At 67.7% G+C, this 17,985-nt stretch carries 14 protein-coding genes; 8 read left to right on the top strand and 6 right to left on the bottom strand.

What is annotated here, in order from left to right:
* Nucleotides 1-129: 129 nt before the first annotated feature.
* From R1H25_RS13760 to rnt, 5 genes are all read left to right on the top strand, one after another.
* The gene (locus tag R1H25_RS13760) at nucleotides 130-486 is read left to right on the top strand and encodes a hypothetical protein (protein WP_049444207.1); all 357 of its coding nucleotides are present in this window, start codon (nucleotides 130-132) and stop codon (nucleotides 484-486) included.
* On the top strand, nucleotides 473-1,348 hold the full coding sequence (locus tag R1H25_RS13755) for a DUF692 domain-containing protein (RefSeq protein WP_317223859.1): 876 nt from the start codon (nucleotides 473-475) through the stop codon (nucleotides 1,346-1,348). The genes R1H25_RS13760 and R1H25_RS13755 overlap by 14 nt, the downstream gene beginning before the upstream one ends.
* Nucleotides 1,341-2,096: a putative DNA-binding domain-containing protein gene (locus R1H25_RS13750; RefSeq protein WP_317223858.1), complete on the top strand. Its 756-nt coding sequence runs from the start codon at nucleotides 1,341-1,343 to the stop codon at nucleotides 2,094-2,096. The genes R1H25_RS13755 and R1H25_RS13750 overlap by 8 nt, the downstream gene beginning before the upstream one ends.
* A 25-nt stretch (nucleotides 2,097-2,121) precedes the next feature.
* Entirely contained in the window at nucleotides 2,122-2,643 is a 522-nt protein-coding gene (locus R1H25_RS13745) for a DoxX family protein (RefSeq protein WP_317223857.1), read from the top strand.
* A 164-nt stretch (nucleotides 2,644-2,807) separates the two neighbouring features.
* The gene (gene rnt / locus R1H25_RS13740) at nucleotides 2,808-3,458 is read left to right on the top strand and encodes a ribonuclease T (protein WP_373695565.1); all 651 of its coding nucleotides are present in this window, start codon (nucleotides 2,808-2,810) and stop codon (nucleotides 3,456-3,458) included.
* Nucleotides 3,459-3,553: 95 nt separating this feature from the next.
* On the opposite strand, the gene R1H25_RS13735 is transcribed toward rnt, so the two are convergent.
* From R1H25_RS13735 to R1H25_RS13725, 3 genes are all read right to left on the bottom strand, one after another.
* Complete coding sequence (locus tag R1H25_RS13735; RefSeq protein WP_317223876.1) at nucleotides 3,554-6,580, bottom strand: two-component regulator propeller domain-containing protein; 3,027 nt, start codon at nucleotides 6,578-6,580, stop codon at nucleotides 3,554-3,556.
* 177 nt (nucleotides 6,581-6,757) lie between these two features.
* Nucleotides 6,758-8,167 carry an ATP-binding protein gene (locus R1H25_RS13730; protein WP_049448383.1) on the bottom strand — a complete coding sequence of 470 codons (1,410 nt, stop codon included), beginning with the start codon at nucleotides 8,165-8,167 and terminating at the stop codon, nucleotides 6,758-6,760.
* A gap of 6 nt (nucleotides 8,168-8,173) precedes the next feature.
* A complete protein-coding gene (locus R1H25_RS13725; protein ID WP_005408779.1) occupies nucleotides 8,174-8,902 on the bottom strand; it encodes a response regulator in 729 nt (242 codons plus the stop codon).
* 203 nt (nucleotides 8,903-9,105) lie between these two features.
* Here R1H25_RS13725 and R1H25_RS13720 point away from each other — a divergent pair, with 203 nt between their 5' ends.
* The 3 genes from R1H25_RS13720 to R1H25_RS13710 are packed head-to-tail and all read left to right on the top strand — an operon-like array spanning nucleotide 9,106 to nucleotide 13,741.
* Nucleotides 9,106-10,347: an efflux RND transporter periplasmic adaptor subunit gene (locus R1H25_RS13720; protein WP_317223856.1), complete on the top strand. Its 1,242-nt coding sequence runs from the start codon at nucleotides 9,106-9,108 to the stop codon at nucleotides 10,345-10,347.
* Nucleotides 10,344-12,302: a MacB family efflux pump subunit gene (locus tag R1H25_RS13715; protein WP_057501767.1), complete on the top strand. Its 1,959-nt coding sequence runs from the start codon at nucleotides 10,344-10,346 to the stop codon at nucleotides 12,300-12,302. The genes R1H25_RS13720 and R1H25_RS13715 overlap by 4 nt, the downstream gene beginning before the upstream one ends.
* 2 nt (nucleotides 12,303-12,304) lie before the next feature.
* A complete protein-coding gene (locus tag R1H25_RS13710; RefSeq protein ID WP_373695564.1) occupies nucleotides 12,305-13,741 on the top strand; it encodes an efflux transporter outer membrane subunit in 1,437 nt (478 codons plus the stop codon).
* A 217-nt stretch (nucleotides 13,742-13,958) separates the two neighbouring features.
* Here R1H25_RS13710 and rlmB read toward each other — a convergent pair whose 3' ends face one another.
* The 3 genes from rlmB to rnr all read right to left on the bottom strand — a co-directional run bounded on the left by rlmB (nucleotide 13,959) and on the right by rnr (nucleotide 17,804).
* Nucleotides 13,959-14,702, bottom strand: a complete 744-nt coding sequence (rlmB, locus tag R1H25_RS13705) for a 23S rRNA (guanosine(2251)-2'-O)-methyltransferase RlmB (RefSeq protein ID WP_005408775.1) — start codon at nucleotides 14,700-14,702, stop codon at nucleotides 13,959-13,961.
* Between the two features lie 94 nt (nucleotides 14,703-14,796).
* Nucleotides 14,797-15,279, bottom strand: coding sequence for a GFA family protein (locus tag R1H25_RS13700; RefSeq protein ID WP_317223854.1), 483 nt, complete (start codon nucleotides 15,277-15,279; stop codon nucleotides 14,797-14,799).
* Nucleotides 15,280-15,344: 65 nt separating this feature from the next.
* Nucleotides 15,345-17,804: a ribonuclease R gene (gene rnr, locus R1H25_RS13695; RefSeq protein WP_107379344.1), complete on the bottom strand. Its 2,460-nt coding sequence runs from the start codon at nucleotides 17,802-17,804 to the stop codon at nucleotides 15,345-15,347.
* Nucleotides 17,805-17,985: the final 181 nt, after the last annotated feature.

Here is a 17,985-nt window from a genome sequence, read left to right as displayed (position 1 = left end):
TGTAACAAACCTCACGAAAATTTGAGTTCTTGGCGAGGATTCGTTGAGTAGGATCGCTGCACCATCGTTTCCACCGGCATCCCTGCCGGCCACCCGGGCACCCGCCCACACCACCCAGGAGCACGACCGATGAGCAGTTCCAACAAGACCCTGTCCCTGCTGACTGCTACCGCCCTGGCCGCCGGCCTGGGCATGACCGCCAGTGCCTCGGCCCTGAGCATGAGCGACCTCGCCCAGGGCTACCTGGTGGCCGGACAGGCAGCCAAGGCCAGTACCGAGGCCAAGGCCGCCGACACCAAGATGGCCGCTGACGCGACCAAGCATGCCGAAGGCAAGTGTGGCGCCGACGGCAAGACTGCCGAAGGCAAGTGCGGCGCCGACAAGGGCAAGGCTGCCGGAGCGGCAGCTGGCGCCAAGGCCAAGACCGGCGACAAGAAGGCGGCCGAAGGCAAGTGTGGCGAAGGCAAGTGCGGTGCCAAGCACTGACGTCCGCGCCAGCGTCGTCAGCCCGCGGTCGCCGCTTCGTGCGGCGGCCGCAGGGTTGGGGCTGCGCCGGGCGCTGTTGCAGGAGCTGCGTGATGCACCGGCCGGCGACTTCGATTTTCTCGAATGCGCGCCGGAGAACTGGATTCACGTCGGCGGTCCCGCCGGTGATGCACTGGCCGAACTGGCGCAGCGCCATCCGTTGAGCTGCCACGGCCTGTCGTTGTCGCTGGGCGGCAGCGCGCCGCTGGACACCCGTCTGCTGGAACAGATCGGCCAGTTCCTGGAGAAGCACCGCGTGCCGCTGTACAGCGAGCACCTGAGCTACTGCAGCGACGACGGACACCTGTACGACCTGCTTCCGATTCCGTTCACCGACGAAGCGGTGCGCCATACCGCCGCACGCATCGCCCGCGTGCAGGACCTGCTGGGTCGCCGCATCGCGGTGGAAAACGTGTCCTACTACCTGGCACCGGAACCGGCAATGGACGAACTGGCCTTCACCCTTGCCGTGCTCGCCGAGGCCGACTGCGACCTGTTGCTGGACGTCAACAACGTCTACGTCAACGCCTGCAACCATGGCTACGACGCCGACACCTTCATTGCCGGGCTGCCCGCTGACCGCATCGTCTGCCTGCACGTGGCCGGGCACCTGGACGAGGCACCGGACCTGAAGATCGATACCCATGGCAGCGCGGTGATCGATCCCGTCTGGGACCTGCTGGCGCGTACCTACGCGCGCATCGGCCCGCGCCCCACCCTGCTCGAACGCGATTTCAATTTCCCGCCCTATGCAGAACTGCAGGGCGAACTGCAGACCATCCGCCGCCTGCAGACCGCACACGCCGGGGCTGCACATGGCTGACGCCACCGACACCCTGCGCGCGCAGCAGCACGCGTTCACTGCCCATCTGCGCGATCCGGAGAGCGTGCCGCCACCGGCCGGCCTGGAGCCACGCCGGGTGGCGGTGTACCAACGGCTGCTGTTCAACAATCTGCTCGGCCTGTTGAGCAACGGCTTCCCGGTCTGCATGCGCCTGCTCGGCGAACCGGCCTGGAGCGGACTGGTGCGCCAGTACTTCGCGACCCATCGCTGCCAGACGCCGCTGTTCACCGAACTGGCCGCCGAATTCGTGGAGTGGCTGCAGGCGCAGCCACAGCTGCCGCACCCGGCGTTGGCCGAACTTGCTCATTACGAGTGGGTGGAAACCGCGCTGTACCAGCTTCCTGCCGAGCCGCTGCCGGTGCCAGGTGACATCGACCCGCTGCGGGTGCCGCTGCAGCGCTCGCCGCTGGCGTGGCCGCTGCTGTACCAGTGGCCCGTGCACCGGCTTGGTGCCGAGGACGCACCGTCACAACCGCCGGCCGAACCGACCGGCCTGCTGGTCCGTCGCGAGGCCGATGGCGAGGTGCGCTTTGCCGTACTCAGCCCACTGGCGGTGTACCTGCTGTCCAGCATCGGCGAACACCCCGGCCTCGATGGTCATGCCTACCTGCAGCAGCTAGCTGCTGCGCACGGCCTGGCCGATGACGCGCTGGCCCTACCCGGTGCTGCGCTGCTGCAACAGTTCCTGCAGGCCAGCGTGATCGGCCCGCTCGCAGTCCCCAGCTGACGCCCCTTCCCCCGGAGAACCGCCGATGAACCTCCCGACCCTGGCCACCGCGCGCGGCCAGCTGGACCGTCTCGCCCCCTGGTTGGCCCCGCTCGGCCTGCGCCTGCTGCTGGCCTGGGAATTCTTCGAATCCGGCCGCGAGAAACTGCACGGGCAGAACTGGTTCGCCAACCTGCAGGACGCCTTCCCGTTCCCGTTCGACCAGCTGCCGGCTGCCCTGAACTGGCAGCTCGCCACCTGGTTCGAACTGATCGGCGCGGCCTGCCTGCTGGTTGGCTTCGGCACCCGGTTTGCCGCGGCCAGCCTGCTGGTGCTGACCATTGTGGCGACCTATGCAGTGCATTGGCCGATGGAGTGGAACTCGCTGGCCGACCTCGCCATGGGCTATGCGATCACTGACCAGGGCTTCGGCAACTTCAAGCTGCCGGTGCTGTTCATGGCGATGCTGCTGCCACTGATCTTCACCGGCGCCGGCAGACTGAGCGTGGATGCATGGTTGGCGCGGTGGCAGCCATCGGGCACGACGGCACGGCCCGCAGTGCGGTAGATACTTCCGCCGGCGCTCATCGTGCCAACCAAGGTTGGCACCTACCGGAATCCTGAGCGTGCGGTGCCCGGTAGATGTCGACCTTGGTCGACACACGCCCACGCCGGGAACCCATGCACAGAAGGCTGGCCGGGCACTCAGGGTCGCTCTGCTAGAATTCACGCATGACTGACCCCACTCCCGCACCTGCCGCCGCTCCCGATTCCGTAGTACCCCAGGCGCAGCGCGCGATGTCACAACGCTTCCGCGGCTTCCTGCCGGTGGTGGTGGATGTGGAAACCGGCGGCTTCGACAGCCAGCGCAACGCGCTGCTGGAAATCGCTGCCGTGCCGATCGAGATGGACGAGAACGGCCTGCTCTACCCCGGCCAGACCGCCAGCGCCCACGTGATACCGGCCGAAGGCCTGGAGATCGACCCGAAGTCGCTGGAAGTGACCGGCATCATCCTCGACCACCCGTTCCGGCTGGCCAAGGAAGAGAAAGCCGCGCTGGACCACATCTTCACCCCGGTGCGTGCGGCGATGAAGAAATACGGCTGCCAGCGCGCGATCCTGGTCGGCCACAACGCACATTTCGACCTCGGTTTCGTCAACGCGGCGGTTGCACGTACCGGTCACAAGCGCAATCCGTTCCATCCGTTCAGCGTGTTCGACACGGTGACCCTGGCCGGCATCGCCTACGGGCAGACCGTGCTGGCGCGTGCAGCCACGGCCGCCGGGCTGGGCTGGGACGCCAACGAGGCGCACAGCGCGGTGTATGACACCGAGCAGACTGCTCGGTTGTTCTGCACCATCGCCAACGCCTGGCCGCGGTAAGCCAGCCAACGGCGCAACCGCATCCACGCAGTGCGGACCAACGGTGCGCACCCACCACTCACCGCACGGTGGATCCACGCCATGCGTGGATGCAATCAACCAATGCTCGTACGATCCCGGCCGTCGCTCTTGGCGCGGTACAGCGCGCGGTCTGCGCGCTGGTACAGCAGCGCCGGGGTGCGGTCGTCGGCATCCAGTTCCACCAGGCCTGCGCTGAAGGTCACGCGCAGGCCCGCCACGCCGGCCCAGTCGGGATGGTCATGGAACAGGCCGCGCAGGCGCGCGCACAGCTGTGCGGCTTCCTCCAGGCGGGTGTCGTTGAGCAGCAGCGCGAACTCTTCGCCACCGGTCCGCGCCGGCAGGTCCGAATCGCGGCTGGCGGCGGCGATCAGCCTCGCCACCTGCACCAGCACCGCATCGCCGATGCTATGGCTGTGGCGATCGTTGACGTCCTTGAAGTGGTCGATGTCCAGCACCACCAGGCACAGCGGATGACCACTGCGCTGCGCACGCGCGAAGTCGCGGGCCAGGGTTTCATCGAAGGCACGGCGGTTGGCCAGGCCGGTCAGCGCATCCTCGCGGGCCTGCCGTTCGAAGGCCTCGGCCTGGCGTGCCAGACGCTCGGCCAGTTCGGTCTTTTCCTGGTTCAGCGCCTGCAGGTGCACGGTCTTGGCCTGCAGGTCGAAGGTGGCTTCATCCACCCGCCGCGCCAGGCGCAGGTTGCTGGCCTTCAACTGCTGCAGCAGCAGGCGGTACAGCGCCACCAGCCCGGCCAGCAGCAACAGGCCACCCAGCACCTGCACGCTGCGTCGCTGCCACCAGAACGGCTCCACGGTGAAGCTCCATACCGCCTCCTGCTGGCCCCAGCTGCCACCCGGATGGGCAGCGGCCACGTGCAGGGTGTAGTCGCCCGGCGGCAAACCAACGAACTCCACGCTGCGCTGCGGGCCGCGTTCGACCCACCCCGCATCCAGGCCGTCCAGCCGCGTGCGATAGCGGATCCGGTCAGACATCAGGTAGCTCAAGCCGACGTAGCTCACCGTCAAGCGGCGGCCGCCGGGAATGTAGTTCCGGTCCGGACCTTCCCAATGCACCGGTGCGCCATCCACCTGCACGCTTTCAATCGCTGCCGGCGGTGAAAGGCGCTCGCGGAAGCGTTGCAGGCGTTGCGGGTCGACGGTGCTCAGGCCTCCGGCGGTGACCACCCAGAACGTGCCGTCCTGGCGCAGGATGGCCGATGGCGCGGAGCTGCCGTTGGCCTGCGCGTTGGCCATCCCGTCGATCTCGTTGTAGCGCTCCACCACCACCCGCGGTGCGCGGCCATCGGCCACGGCATTGAGGGTCGCCATGTCGGTGCGCAGCACGCCGCGGTTGCTGCTGATCCACACGTTGCCAAGACGATCCGGCACCAGCTGGAACACCGCATCCACCGGCATGCCCTGCTCCAGCCCCACCCGCGCCAGCGTGCCGTTCCGCCAGCGGTACAGGCCACGGTCACTGCTGATCCACATCGCGTCGCCCAGCTGGTGGAAACCGAACACACTGCGGCCCCCGCCCAGCGGCGCCAGGTCGATCGACTGCACGTGGTCACCGCGCAGCACGCGGATTCCCTCGATGGTGCCGATCCACAGGTTGCCCTGATGATCGTGCTCAAGCGCGGTGATCAGGCCACCGGGCATCCCCGCAATGTCTGATACCTGCACGCGGTCGCCATCGATGCGCACCACGCCCTTCTGCGTGCCGGCCCAGACCACGCCCTGCGGGTCCACGCTGATCGCGCGGATGTTGCCGCCCGGCATGCCATCGGCTGCGGCATAGTTGTGCCGCAGCCTGCCATCACGGCCAAGACGGTAGACGCCATCGCCGAACGTTCCGACCCACAGGTCACCGTCCGGGCCCTGCGCCAGGCTGAGCACCGAAGGTGCCTTGCCGCCGCGGTTGTGCAGCGGCATCGCGCGGAAGCGGCCATCGGCGGTCTGCAGGTCGAGGCCGCTGGCACTGCCGACCCACAGCTGGCGGTCGCGGTCCTCGAACACGGTGCGCACATAGTCGCCACTGAGGCCATCGCGCTCGGTGTAGCTGCTGAACAGTGTTTCGCGCAGGCGGTAGAGGCCACCATTGGCACCCACCCAGATGCTGCCTTCGGCGTCCTCGCGCAGGCTGACCACGCGCCCACCCGGAAGGTTCAGGCCCGCCGGCAGCCGCTCCAGGCCATGTGCGGAGATCCGCAGCAGGCCCTGGTTCTCGGTGCCCAGCCACAGGTCACCGTGGCGGTCCTGCAGCATCGAGGTCATGTGCAGCTGGCCCGGCAGACGGTGCATCAACACCAGCTGGTCATCCTCCACCCGGTACAGGCGCTCGCCGGCGACGATCCACAGCGCGCCATCCGGAGCGCGGTACGGCCACGACAGCCCACTGCCGGCGCCCAGCCCCCACGCTGCAGGGGCCCGCTTGAGCACGCCGTCGTTGTCGCGCAGCACCAGCCCGTCCAGCGTGCCGGCCCAGACCCGGTCCTGTGCATCGACGACCAGCTTGGTGAAGCTCATCGCCATCGGCAGGTCGGCCGCCGGCGCCTGGTAGACGATGCCGGTGTCCGGTGTCAGATAGCCGATGCCCTTGCCTTCATACAGCAACCACAGACGGCCCTGGCTGTCCATCTGCATGGACTGGATCAGCACCTGCGGGGTATCGGCCCGATGCTCCCAGACACGCCACTGCCCATCGTTGCCGCGGTGGCTGACGTTGCCGCGCGAATCACTGATCCACAGACCACCCTGGCGGTCGACCAGCAGCGCGCCGATGCCGTTGTCGCGCAGGCCCGGGCGGGTGCTGCGGTCGAACACAGTGAAATCGAGGCCGTTGTAACGCACCAGGCCTTCCCAGGTGGCGAACCACAGGTGGCCTTCGGGGGTCTGCGCGATGTCGCGCAGCGAGTTGTGCGGCAGGCCGTTGCGCGACGTCCATACATCAATGGCGTAGTCGCGCAGCGGTGGGGCACCGTCCTGTGCGGCCAGCGGCAGCGCGACCGCCAGCAGCAGCCACAGCAGCCCCTGCCGCAGCGCCCGCCTGAATCCCGATACGTGGCACTCCACCCAGCGCCCGTTGCCCCCCTGTCCGCCCATCAGTGCAGCGGCGGTGGCCAGATGCAGCCGCCGGAGCAGGCAGGGCGCGGGAACGGCCGGGCAGCGCGGAACGGCATGCCGGCGGGAACAGGCTGGCTCATCGACGGGAAACATGGGAGTTGCGCAGATGATAGGCCAAACCCCGGCCCTGGCGTCACCGTTGGCCGGCGGGCGGACTCAGCCGGCCCGGCCCGGAGGAACCACCTGCGCGCTGGCCGGCCACTGCACCACCGCCTCCAACCCACCTTCGGCGCGGTTGCGCAGCCACAGGCGAGCGCCGTCCTTCTCGGCCAGTGCGCGGGCGATGGTCAGGCCCAGCCCGGCACCGCCGGTTTCCCGCGAACGGGAGGTTTCCACCCGCACGAACGGGTCGAACACCGCCTCCAGCTGATCCTCGGCGAGGCCGGGGCCGTCATCGGCCACCACTACGGTGATCGCACCGCCACTGCGCTCGACCCGCACACGCACCCGGTAGGCATACATCACCGCGTTATCCACCAGGTTGGAAAACAGGCGGTGCATGGCCAGCGGACGCAACATCAACACCGCTCCGCTGCCGCCTTCGAAGACGACATCACCGCCGCCCTCGGCCGTGTCTTCAACAATGCTTTCCAGCAGCGAATCCAGGTCCAGCGCGGCACGCTGTTCGGCGCTTTCGGCACTGCGGGCCAGCTCAAGGCCTTCGCGCACCAGTGCCTGCATTGCCGCCAGATCACCGATCAGGCGCTCGCGCAGCGCTTCATCGCCGACGTTTTCCAGGCGCAGGCGCAGGCGGGTCAGCGGCGTCTGCAGGTCATGGGTGATCGCCGCCAGCATCTGCGTGCGCTCAGCCAGATGCCGCTGCAGGCGGTGCTGCATGGCGTTGAAGGCTTCGGCGGCACGCTGCACCTCGCGCGGCCCGCGCAGGGGCAAGGGATCACGCTGCAGGTCATCGCCGAGATCCTCGGCGGCAGCGGCCAGTTCCTGCAGCGGCGCGCTGGCCATGCGCGCGACGATGTACGCCAGCACCGCAATCGCCAGCACCAGCAGGGTCAGGAACCATGGGTCCACGGCAAGGATGCCGTTGTGCGCCACGGCCGGTGAATCCAGAGCCAGCTTGAGCAGCGTACCGTCGTTGAGGGTCACGTCCACCGCACGGCACTTGGGTGGGATGAACGCCGGATCGCGTTCGCGCGGATGTCGGCGGTGCCCGGGCGGCGGTGGCGGCAGCAGATCCTGCAGCTTGGGAATGCACGAGCGGAACGAAGCAAAGTGCACGTGGGCGCGGGACACCGGCCCCGGACGGTCTTCCAGTACCTCCATCAGCGCGGTGTCGGCGCGTCCCAGGCGAGCACCCGGCTGCAGCGCACGCACGCTCGGCCCGCCGATCTCGAGCAGGCGCTCGCGCAGCTCCGGATTGCCATCGAGCAGATTGACGTAGCCCTGCAGGCGGTCGGCGATGCGGTTCAGGTTCTGCCGTTCGAACTCCTGCTGACGCTTGGAGGTGGCCAGCATGGTCGCGCCGATCGCGGCCACGCTCATGCCCAGCAGCAGGATCACGAACAACCGCCCGACCATCGAGGACAGGAAATGGCGCAGGCGCTTCATCCAGGCTTATTCCAGGTTCACCGACGAGGCCAGTACATAGCCTTCGTTGCGCACGGTCTTGATCAGGCCGTCCGGGCCACCGTCGTCACCCAGCTTGTTGCGCAGCCGGCTGACCTGCAGGTCGATGGCGCGGTCCTGCGCTTCGTAGTTGCGGCCACTGCTGAGCGCCACCAGCTGTTCGCGCGACAGCACCTTGTTGGCATGGGCGATGAACACCCGCAACAGGCGGAACTCGGCGCCGGACAGCACCACCACGCGGTCGTCCGGATCCACCAGGTGGCGGTGTTCCAGGTCGAACACCCAGCGCGAGAAACGTGCGCGGCGCACCGCCAGGGGTTCGAGATTGGCCGGCAGCGCCTCGGTCCGGCGCAGCACGTTGCGGATGCGCGCCAGCAGCTCGCGCGGTTCGAACGGCTTGGCCAGGTAGTCGTCGGCACCCATTTCCAGGCCCAGCACACGGTCGATCGGCTCGGCGCGTGCGGTCAGCATGATCACCGGCGTGTTCGAGCGCGCGCGCAGGTCGCGGCACAGGGTCAGGCCATCCTCACGCGGCAGGTTGAGGTCGAGCACGATCAGGTCCACGTGCTCACGGTCCAGCAGCTGGCGCATGGCGGTGCCGTCGGCGGCCGTGCTCACCTGGTAGCCGGCACGGCCCAGCTGTTCTGCCAGCAGGGTGCGGATGTCGTTGTCGTCGTCGACGATCAGCAGTCGATGCATCGTGTTTTCAGTCTCCATGTCGCGATCATCCCGTGTCGGCAGCTGAACCGCATCCGGGGCAATGCGTACCAGTGTATCCAGCCATGGGCGGGATACCTGTGGTTACGCGTATTCACCGACAGTGTTACATACAGACATACCCCGAGGATTGGCCCCCCGTCGGTCGATCTTCACAATGCCCACCAACGCCGCCACCGCGGCCCCGAGAGTGAAGCCACGACGTGACGTTCCGCCTGCTGCCCGCGACCCGCCGAGGTCGCCTGATACTGATCGCCCTGCTTGCCCTTGCCGTCGCCGCAGGTGCCTGGTGGCTGCTGCGCAAGCCCGCCGCCCCGGCCGTAGCGACCACCCCGGTCAGCCGCGGCGACATCGAGCAGACCGTGGAAGCCACCGGCGTGATCGACGCCTACAAGCTGGTCAGCGTCGGTGCGCAGGCCTCGGGCCAGATCAAGTCGCTGAAAGTTCAACTGGGCGACACCGTGAAGGAAGGTGACCTGATCGCCGAGATCGATGCCACCACCCAGCAGAACCAGGTGCTCAACGCGCAGGCCTCGCTGGACCAGGTCACCGCCCAGCGCGCCGTGCAGCAGGCCACCCTGCGCCAGGCCGAACTGGAATTCGCGCGCCAGCAGCAGATGCTGGCTGCCGAGGCCACCTCGCGCCAGGAATACGATGCCGCCGAAGCACAGTTGAAGACTGCCCGCGCCCAGCTGCAGTCCTACGAGGCGCAGATCAAGGGCCGCGAAACCGAGCTGGGCACCGCACGCGCCAACCTGGCCTACACCCGCATCACCGCGCCGATGGATGGCACCGTGGTCGCGGTGGTGGCCGAGGAAGGCCGCACCGTGAACGCCAACCAGACCGCGCCCACCATCGTGATGCTGGCGCGGCTGGACGTGGTCACGGTCAACGCCGAGATCTCCGAGGCCGACGTGGTCAAGATCAAGGCCGGCATGCCGGTGTACTTCACCACGCTGGGCGAGCCGGACCGCAAGTACCACGCCACGCTGCGCCAGATCAATCCGGCGCCGGCCTCGATCGCCAACGAGAACTCCTCCAGTTCCAGCAGTTCGTCCAGCTCCAGTTCCAGCAGCGCGGTGTACTACAACGCGCTGTTCGATGTGGAGAACCCGGACGGCACGCTGCGCATCGACATGACCGCGCAGGTCTCGGTGCTGCTCAAGCAGGCCAAGGGCGTGCTGATGGTGCCGGCGGTGGCCCTGGGGCCGAAGCGCCGTGGCGACGAGCGCATGGTGCGGGTGCTGGACGACAAGGGCCAGCCGCAGCCGCGCAAGGTCACCGTGGGCATCAACAACGGCGCCTCGGCCGAGATCCTGTCCGGGCTGAAGGAAGGCGAGCGCGTGGTGGTGGGCGAAGCCGGTGCGGCCGGTGCCAGCGCCGGCGGTGGCAACCGCGGCGGCATGCAGATGCGGGTCGGCGGCCCGGGCATGGGGCGCCGATGAGCACGACGGCGCCGCTGCTGCGCCTGCGCGACCTGCGACGCGAATTCCCGGCCGGCGATGATGTGATCGCCGTGCTGCGTGACGTCAATCTCGACATCCACGCCGGTGAGATGGTGGCCATCGTCGGCCAGTCCGGCTCGGGCAAGTCGACGCTGATGAACATCCTCGGCTGCCTCGATCGTCCCACCCGTGGCAGCTACCAGGTAGCCGGCCGCGAAACCGGGAAGATGGAACCGGACGAGCTGGCCGAACTGCGCCGCGAGCATTTCGGCTTCATCTTCCAGCGCTACCACCTGCTGGGCGACCTGGATGCGCGCGGCAACGTGGAAGTACCGGCGGTGTATGCGGGCAGCCCCGGGCCCGTGCGCAACGCGCGTGCCGAGCAGCTGCTGCAACGGCTGGGCCTGAGCGACCGCATGCATCACAAGCCGGGCCAGCTGTCCGGTGGCCAGCAGCAGCGCGTGTCGATCGCACGTGCCCTGATGAACGGCGGCGAGGTGATCCTGGCCGACGAACCGACCGGCGCGCTCGACACGAAATCCGGCGAGGAAGTGATGGCGATCCTCGGCGAGCTGCACGCCGAAGGCCACACCATCATCATCGTCACCCACGACATGAGCGTTGCCGAACATGCGCAGCGCATCATCGAGATCCGCGATGGCGAGATCATCGCCGACCGCGCCAACCCGAACGCACCGAGCTACCGCGCACAGCGCGAGGCCAGCACCGGTGTTGCCCACGGCAACAGCTGGCGGGCGGCGCGCGACCGTTTCACCGAAGCGTTCCGCATGGCGTTGCTGGCGATGAACGCACATCGGCTGCGTACCTTCCTGACCATGCTCGGCATCATCATCGGCATCGCCTCGGTGGTCTCGGTGGTGGCGCTGGGCAATGGCTCGCAGCAGCAGATCCTGCAGAACATCAGCGCGCTCGGCACCAACACCATCGACGTCTATCCCGGCCGTGGTTTCGGCGACATGCGCTCGGCGCGGGTTCAGACGCTCAAGGCCAGCGATGCCGATGCACTGGCAAAGCAGAGCTACGTTGACAGTGCCACCCCCAGCGTGTCGACCTCGGTCACCGCCCGCTACCGCAACCAGTCCTCCACCGCCCAGGTCAGCGGCGTTGGCGAGCAGTTCTTCCGGGTCAAGGGTGTGACCCTGCTCAGCGGCAGCTTCTTCGATAGCGATGCGGTGAAGGGCCTGGGCCAGGTGGCTGTGATCGACGAGAACACCCAGACCCAGTTCTTCCCCGATGTCGATCCGGTCGGCCAGGTGATCCTGCTCGGCAACGTGCCGGCGCGCGTGGTCGGTGTGGCCAAGCGCCAGAGTTTCGGCTTCGGCGGCAGCACCAGCCTCAGCGTGTGGGTGCCGTACACCACGGTGATGTCACGCATGCTCGGTCAGAGCCACGTCTCCAGCATCACCGTGCGCGTGGACGACGACACGCCGATGGATGCCGCACAGGAAGCGATCACCCGACTGTTGACGATGCGCCATGGCACCGAGGACTTCTTCCTCAGCAACAGCGCCGAGATCCGCGAGACCATCGAGCAGACCACGCGCACGATGACCCTGTTGATCGGCGCCATCGCCGCCATCGCGCTGCTGGTGGGCGGCATCGGCGTGATGAACATCATGCTGGTGTCGGTGACCGAGCGCACCCGTGAGATCGGGGTGCGCATGGCCGTGGGTGCACGGCAGAGCGACATCCGCCAGCAGTTCCTGATCGAAGCGGTGCTGGTGTGCCTGCTCGGCGGCGTGCTCGGCATCGGCCTGGCCCTGCTGCTGGGCTCGATGATCGGCCGCTTCGCCAGTGACTTCCAGGTGCTGTTCTCCACCGCCTCGATCGTTGCCGCGTTTGCCTGCTCCACCCTGATCGGGGTGGCGTTCGGTTTCCTGCCCGCGCGCAACGCCGCGCAGCTCGACCCGGTGGAGGCCCTGGCCCGCGAATGAAGATGATGATGACCCGACTGCCCTTGCCCGCTCCCTCGCGCCTGCTGCTGGCGGGCGCTGTTCTGCTCGCCCTCTCAGGCTGTGCCTCGGTGGGCCGCTACCCGGTGCAGGCCCCGGACGTAGCGGCCAGCTACGGCCGTGGCGATGCCACCCTCAACGCACCGGCCGACGACCCGCGCAGCAGCCTGGATACACCAGGCCGCGACATCCGCCAGGACACCTGGTGGACCGGTTTCGGCGATGAACGTCTCGATCGCCTGGTGGCGCAGGCGCTGGCCGCCAACAGCGATCTGGCCGCCGCTGGCCTGGCCGTGCAGCGTTCGCGGCTGCAGGCCGGCCTGGCCAGCAACGCGCTGTGGCCGCAGCCTTCATCCTCCGGCGTGAGCGGCAGCGCCAGCCGCGCCACCGACCAGGCGGATGACTGGCGACGCAGCTATTCCACCGGCGTCTCGCTGGGCTGGGAGGTCGATCTGTGGGGCCGCCTGCGCACCCAGCGCGACATCGCCCGCTGGGAAGCCGAAGCCAGCGAGGAAGACCGGCAGAACACCACGTTGCTGGTGATCGGCGACACCATCACCCAGTACTGGAACCTGGCCTATCTCAACCAGTCCATCGCCACCGGCCAGGCCAACCTGGAACGGCTGGAGCGCACCCGCGAACTGGTGCAGGCCCGCTTCGACGCTGGTGCGGTATCGCGCCTGGAAGTGCGCCAGGCACTGCAGAACCTGCAATCGCAGCGTGCCTCGCAGAGCGTACTGGAACAGCAGCGGGTGGAGGTGCGCAATGCACTGGCAGTGCTGCTGGACGGCACGCCCTGGCCGCAGCAGGACGAACCGCAGGACCTGCTGGCCGCACGCAGCCCCGGCATCAACGAAGGACTGCCGGCCGACCTGCTCGGCCGCCGTCCCGACCTGCGCGCGGCCGAACTGCGCCTGCGCAACAGCCTGAAGACCATCAAGGTGACCGCTACCCAGTACTACCCGGCGCTGAGCCTGACCGGCAGCCTGGGCTCCAGTGCAACGTCACTGGGTGACGTGCTGCGCAACCCGGTGGCCACGCTGGGCGCCGGCCTGTCGCTGCCGTTCCTCAACCTGCAGCGCGCGCAGCTGGATACCGACATCGCCGGTACGGCCTACCAGATTGCTGCGACCAACTTCCGCAAGACGCTGTACACCGCGCTCTCGGAAGTGGACAACGCGCTGTCGGCACGCGAGCAGCTGGCGCGCCAGGTGGCGGCCTCGCAGGCGTCGTATGACGAAGCGGTGGAAGTGGAGCGCGCGCAGGAAGTGCGCTACCGCGTGGGTGCCACCGACCTGCGCACGTGGCTGGAAGCGCAGCAGACCCGGCGTGATGCCGAGCTGTCGCTGGCACGCGTGCGCCAGGGCCAGCTGAACAACGACGTGACCCTGTTCAAGGCACTGGGCGGCAGCGCTGGGTGAGGCGATGCGGGGCTGCGCCCCGCACCCGCCGAAACAACGTCAACGTCAACAACGGGGCATTCCGTTGAATGGCGGGGTGGGTCCGGTGGCAGGGGGCGCCGTGAACTCGACTGATTCCCGCGCGTTGTCGGAAAGCCGTCATGCACGCTTTGGTAGGTGTCGACCTTGGTCGACACGATCCTTCCGATCAAAAAAGGGCTCAGATCACGCCGGCCGATCAACCGCGCTGGCGCACGGCCTCGAACAGGCTGACGCCGGCGGCGACGGACACGTTCAGGCTCTCGATCTCGCCCGGCATCGGGATCTTGACCAGGCCATCGCAGTTCTCGCGGGTCAGGCGGCGCAGGCCATCGGCCTCGCCACCCAGCACCAGGGCGATGTTGCCCTTCAGGTCAAGCTGGTACAGCGAGGCGGTGGCTTCGCCGGCCAGGCCATAGATCCACACGCCCTGCTTCTGCAGGTCCTTCAGGCAGCGCGACAGGTTGGTCACCGCCACCACCGGGATGAGATCGGCGGCACCGGCCGAAGTCTTGCGCACAGTGGCATTGACCGTGGCCGACTTGTCCTTCGGGATTATCACTGCAGTGGCGCCGGCCGCGGCGGCCGAGCGCAGGCAGGCGCCCAGGTTGTGCGGGTCCTGCACCTCGTCCAGCACCAGCAACAGGGCCTTGCCCTCGGCTGCAGTGACCAGGCCTTCCAGCTCGTTCTCGCTGTAGGTGCGGGCGGCGGCATAACGCGCGGCCACGCCCTGGTGGCGCACCGAACCGCCGACACCGTCCAGCGCCTGGCTGTTCACCTTGCGCACGTCGATGCCCTTGCGGCGGGCGTTTTCCTCGATCTCGGTCAGGCGCGGGTTCTTCGCACCGGCCTCGACCAGCACTTCGCGGACGTTCTCGGCGTCGTTCTCGATGGAGGAGGCGACGGCGTTGACGCCGACAATCCACTGGCTGTTCTTGCTCATGCGGGCGGGGACCGGAAAGGGGGTGGCTATGGTAGAGCATCGGCGGCGGCCGCGCTTCAAGGCAGCCGAGCATGGGCTCGGCTCTACACAAACCTCAACGGCTGCGCGGCGGCCAGTGCGGCGTGTCGTGGTCGGGGTGCTGGTGGGACACGATCGTGGCCAGGAAATCCAGCGCGGCGATGTCATCCTCGGTACGTCGCGCCGGGAGGCTGGCCAGGCTGTCGACCAAGGGCAGCTTGCGTTCGACCCCGTACTGGATCGTCGGCGGCAGGCGTTCGGGCTCGTCAAACGCGCCGGCAGCCACCGCCACGCCATCGGGCGCCTCGTAGGTCAATGGCGTACCACAGTCGGCGCAGAAGCCGCGCCGCACCACGTTGGACGACTGGAAATAGCGCGGCTGGCCCCGGGTCCAGCTGAACTGCACGCCGCGCACCGACACCAGCGGCGCGTAGTAGGCACCGAAGGCCTTCTGGCACATCCGGCAATGGCAGATCGAGCTGTCGGTCAGCTCGCCACGCGCCTGGAAGCGGATCGCGCCGCACTGGCAGCCGCCACTGTATTCGGGTTTGCCCTGCATGGTGGGTTGCTCCAGAAGATCGTGCCGACCGGGTGAGGTGGGTGCCGACCGTGGGTCGGCACCTTTCAATATTGCTTCTTGGTGCGCTTGGCCGGCTTGCCACGCTCGGGCAGCGGCGGCAGGCCATCACCCTCGTCCTCGCCCTTGTGCTCGACCAGGCGGAAGTCGATCTTGCGCTCTTCCATGCTGGCCTTCAGCACCAGGATCCGCACGCGGTCGCCCAGCCGGTAGCTGCTGCCGCGGCGCTCGCCGGTCAGCGTCTTGCGGGTCGCGTCAAACTTGTAATAGTCCTGCGGCAGCTGGGTGACGTGGACCAGGCCCTGCACCTTCGACTCATCCAGCTCCACGAACAGGCCGAAGCTGGTCACGCCGCTGATCACGCCATCGAACTGGCCACCCACGTGCTTTTCCATCCACGCCGCGCGGTAGCGCTCGTCGACTTCGCGTTCAGCCTCGTCGGCACGGCGCTCGCGCTCGGAACACTGCAGTGCCAGCGCGGCCATCTCGCGGGCGTTGTAGGTGAACTTGTCCAGCGGCTTGCCGGACAGCGCGTGCTTGATGGCGCGGTGCACCAGCAGGTCGGGATAGCGACGGATCGGCGAAGTGAAGTGCGCGTACGCCTCCAGTGCCAGGCCGAAGTGACCGTGGTTTTCCGGGCTGTAGATCGCCAGGCTCTGGCTGCGCAGCAGCACCGATTCCAGCAGCGTGGCATCGGGGCGGTCGCGGATCTTCTTCAGCAGCTTGGTGTAATCGCCCGGGCGCACCTTGGACCACGGCGGCAGGCTCAGCTTGAACTCCTTGAGGAATTCCAGCAGGTCGGCGTACTTGGTTTCCGGTGGCTTCTCGTGGATGCGGTACGGAGCCGGCACGTGGCGTGACAGCAGGTACTTCGCCGCCTCGACGTTGGCCGCGATCATGCATTCCTCGATCAGCTTGTGCGCGTCGTTGCGCACCAGCATGCCGGCCTGGGTCACTTCACCGCGGTTGTCCAGCACGAAGCGCACTTCGCTGCTTTCGAACTCGATCGCGCCACGCTTGGCACGTGCCTTCGACAGCACCTTGTACAGTTGGTGCAGGCGCTGCACCTGCGGCAGCAGATCGCCCATCCAGGCCTTGGTATCAGCATCGTCCTCGCCCACCGCCTTCCACACCTGGGTGTAGGTCAGGCGCGCGTGCGAGTTCATCACCGCCTCGTAGAAGCGCGAATGCGTGACCAGGCCGTCGCGGTCGATCTGCATGTCGCAGACGAAGCACATGCGGTCGACCTTCGGCATCAGCGAGCAGATGCCGTTGGACAGTGTCTCCGGCAGCATCGGTACCACGAAGCCCGGGAAGTACACCGAGGTGGCGCGCTTCTGCGCCTCTTCGTCCAGCGGCGTACCGGGGCGAACGTAGTTCGAGACATCGGCAATCGCCACCACCAGGCGGAAGCCATCGGCATTCGGCTCGCAGTACACCGCGTCGTCGAAGTCCTTGGCATCTTCACCGTCGATGGTGACCAGCGGCGTACTGCGCAGATCGACGCGGTCGCCGATCATCGCCGGCTCGACCACCAGCGGCACCGAGGCCGCTTCGTCCAGCACTTCCTGCGGGAACTCGAACGGCAGTTCATGGCCGTGGATGGCGGTTTCCACCACCAGCGAGGCGGTCAGCTTGTCGCCGAGCACGGCGATGATGCGACCGATCGGCGGACGGCGGCTGTCCGGCGCCTGGGTCAGCTCGCAGACCACCAGCTGACCGTCGCGCGCGCCACCAGTCTGGTCTGGCGGCACCTGCACGTTGCGCTGCACGCGCTTGTCGTCGGGCACCACGTAGTTGATGCCCATCTCGATGCTGAAGCGACCGATCAGACGGGTCATGCCGCGCTCAAGCACGCGGGCGATGCTGCCTTCGCGGCGACCACGGTGATCGATGCCGGTCACGCGGGCCAGCACCTTGTCGCCGTGCATGACCTTGCGCATTTCATACGGCGGCAGGAACAGGTCGTCACCGCCCTCGACCGGGCGCAGGAAGCCGAACCCTTCCGGGTTGGCGATCACCACGCCGGTGATCAGGTTCAGGGTCTGGATCGGGGCAAAGCCACCGCGGCGGTTCTGCACCAGCTGGCCATCACGGACCATGGCGCCGAGCCGGCGCGACAGCGCCTCGGCCCGGTCGGGTGCGGTCAGGCCCAGGCGCGCGCCCAGTTCTTCAGCGGTCTGCGGCCCTTCGCAACGCTCCAGCAGGGCCAGGATGGCCTCGCGGCTGGCGATGGGCTGTTCGTATTTCTCGGCTTCGCGGGCGGCATAGGGATCGTCGATCACCTTGCCGGTCGGCGGCAGCTTGCGGCCCGGGGCCGGGCCCGGGGCGTCGGCACTACGGACCTTGCGGCCTCGCGGTGGCGCGCCGCTTTCATTCAATTCAGGGAACCAGCCCGGCAACGGCTTGCCCGGCTTGGTGGTGCGGGCTGCGCCCGCCTTGGCGCCCTTCTTCGGGGCCTGGCTGCGGGAGGTGCTCCCGCCCTTGCTTGGTTTTTTGGTAGTCATCACCCTACATGGTAGCCGCTGACGGCGTGCAGAACGGGTCAGTGACCGTCTTCAAGGCCTTGCGTGAAAAATATTCAGGAAGTCGTTGACAGCCTGCGGGTTCATCTTCACAATTGCGCCTCTGGAACGCCCAGGTGGCGGAATTGGTAGACGCACTAGTTTCAGGTACTAGCGGGTAAAA

The organism is Stenotrophomonas veracruzanensis (assembly GCF_032911525.1).
Classification (GTDB): domain Bacteria; phylum Pseudomonadota; class Gammaproteobacteria; order Xanthomonadales; family Xanthomonadaceae; genus Stenotrophomonas; species Stenotrophomonas africana.
The sequence above is the reverse complement of the archived record's forward strand: the minus strand, read 5'-3'. Positions and strand labels throughout refer to the sequence as shown.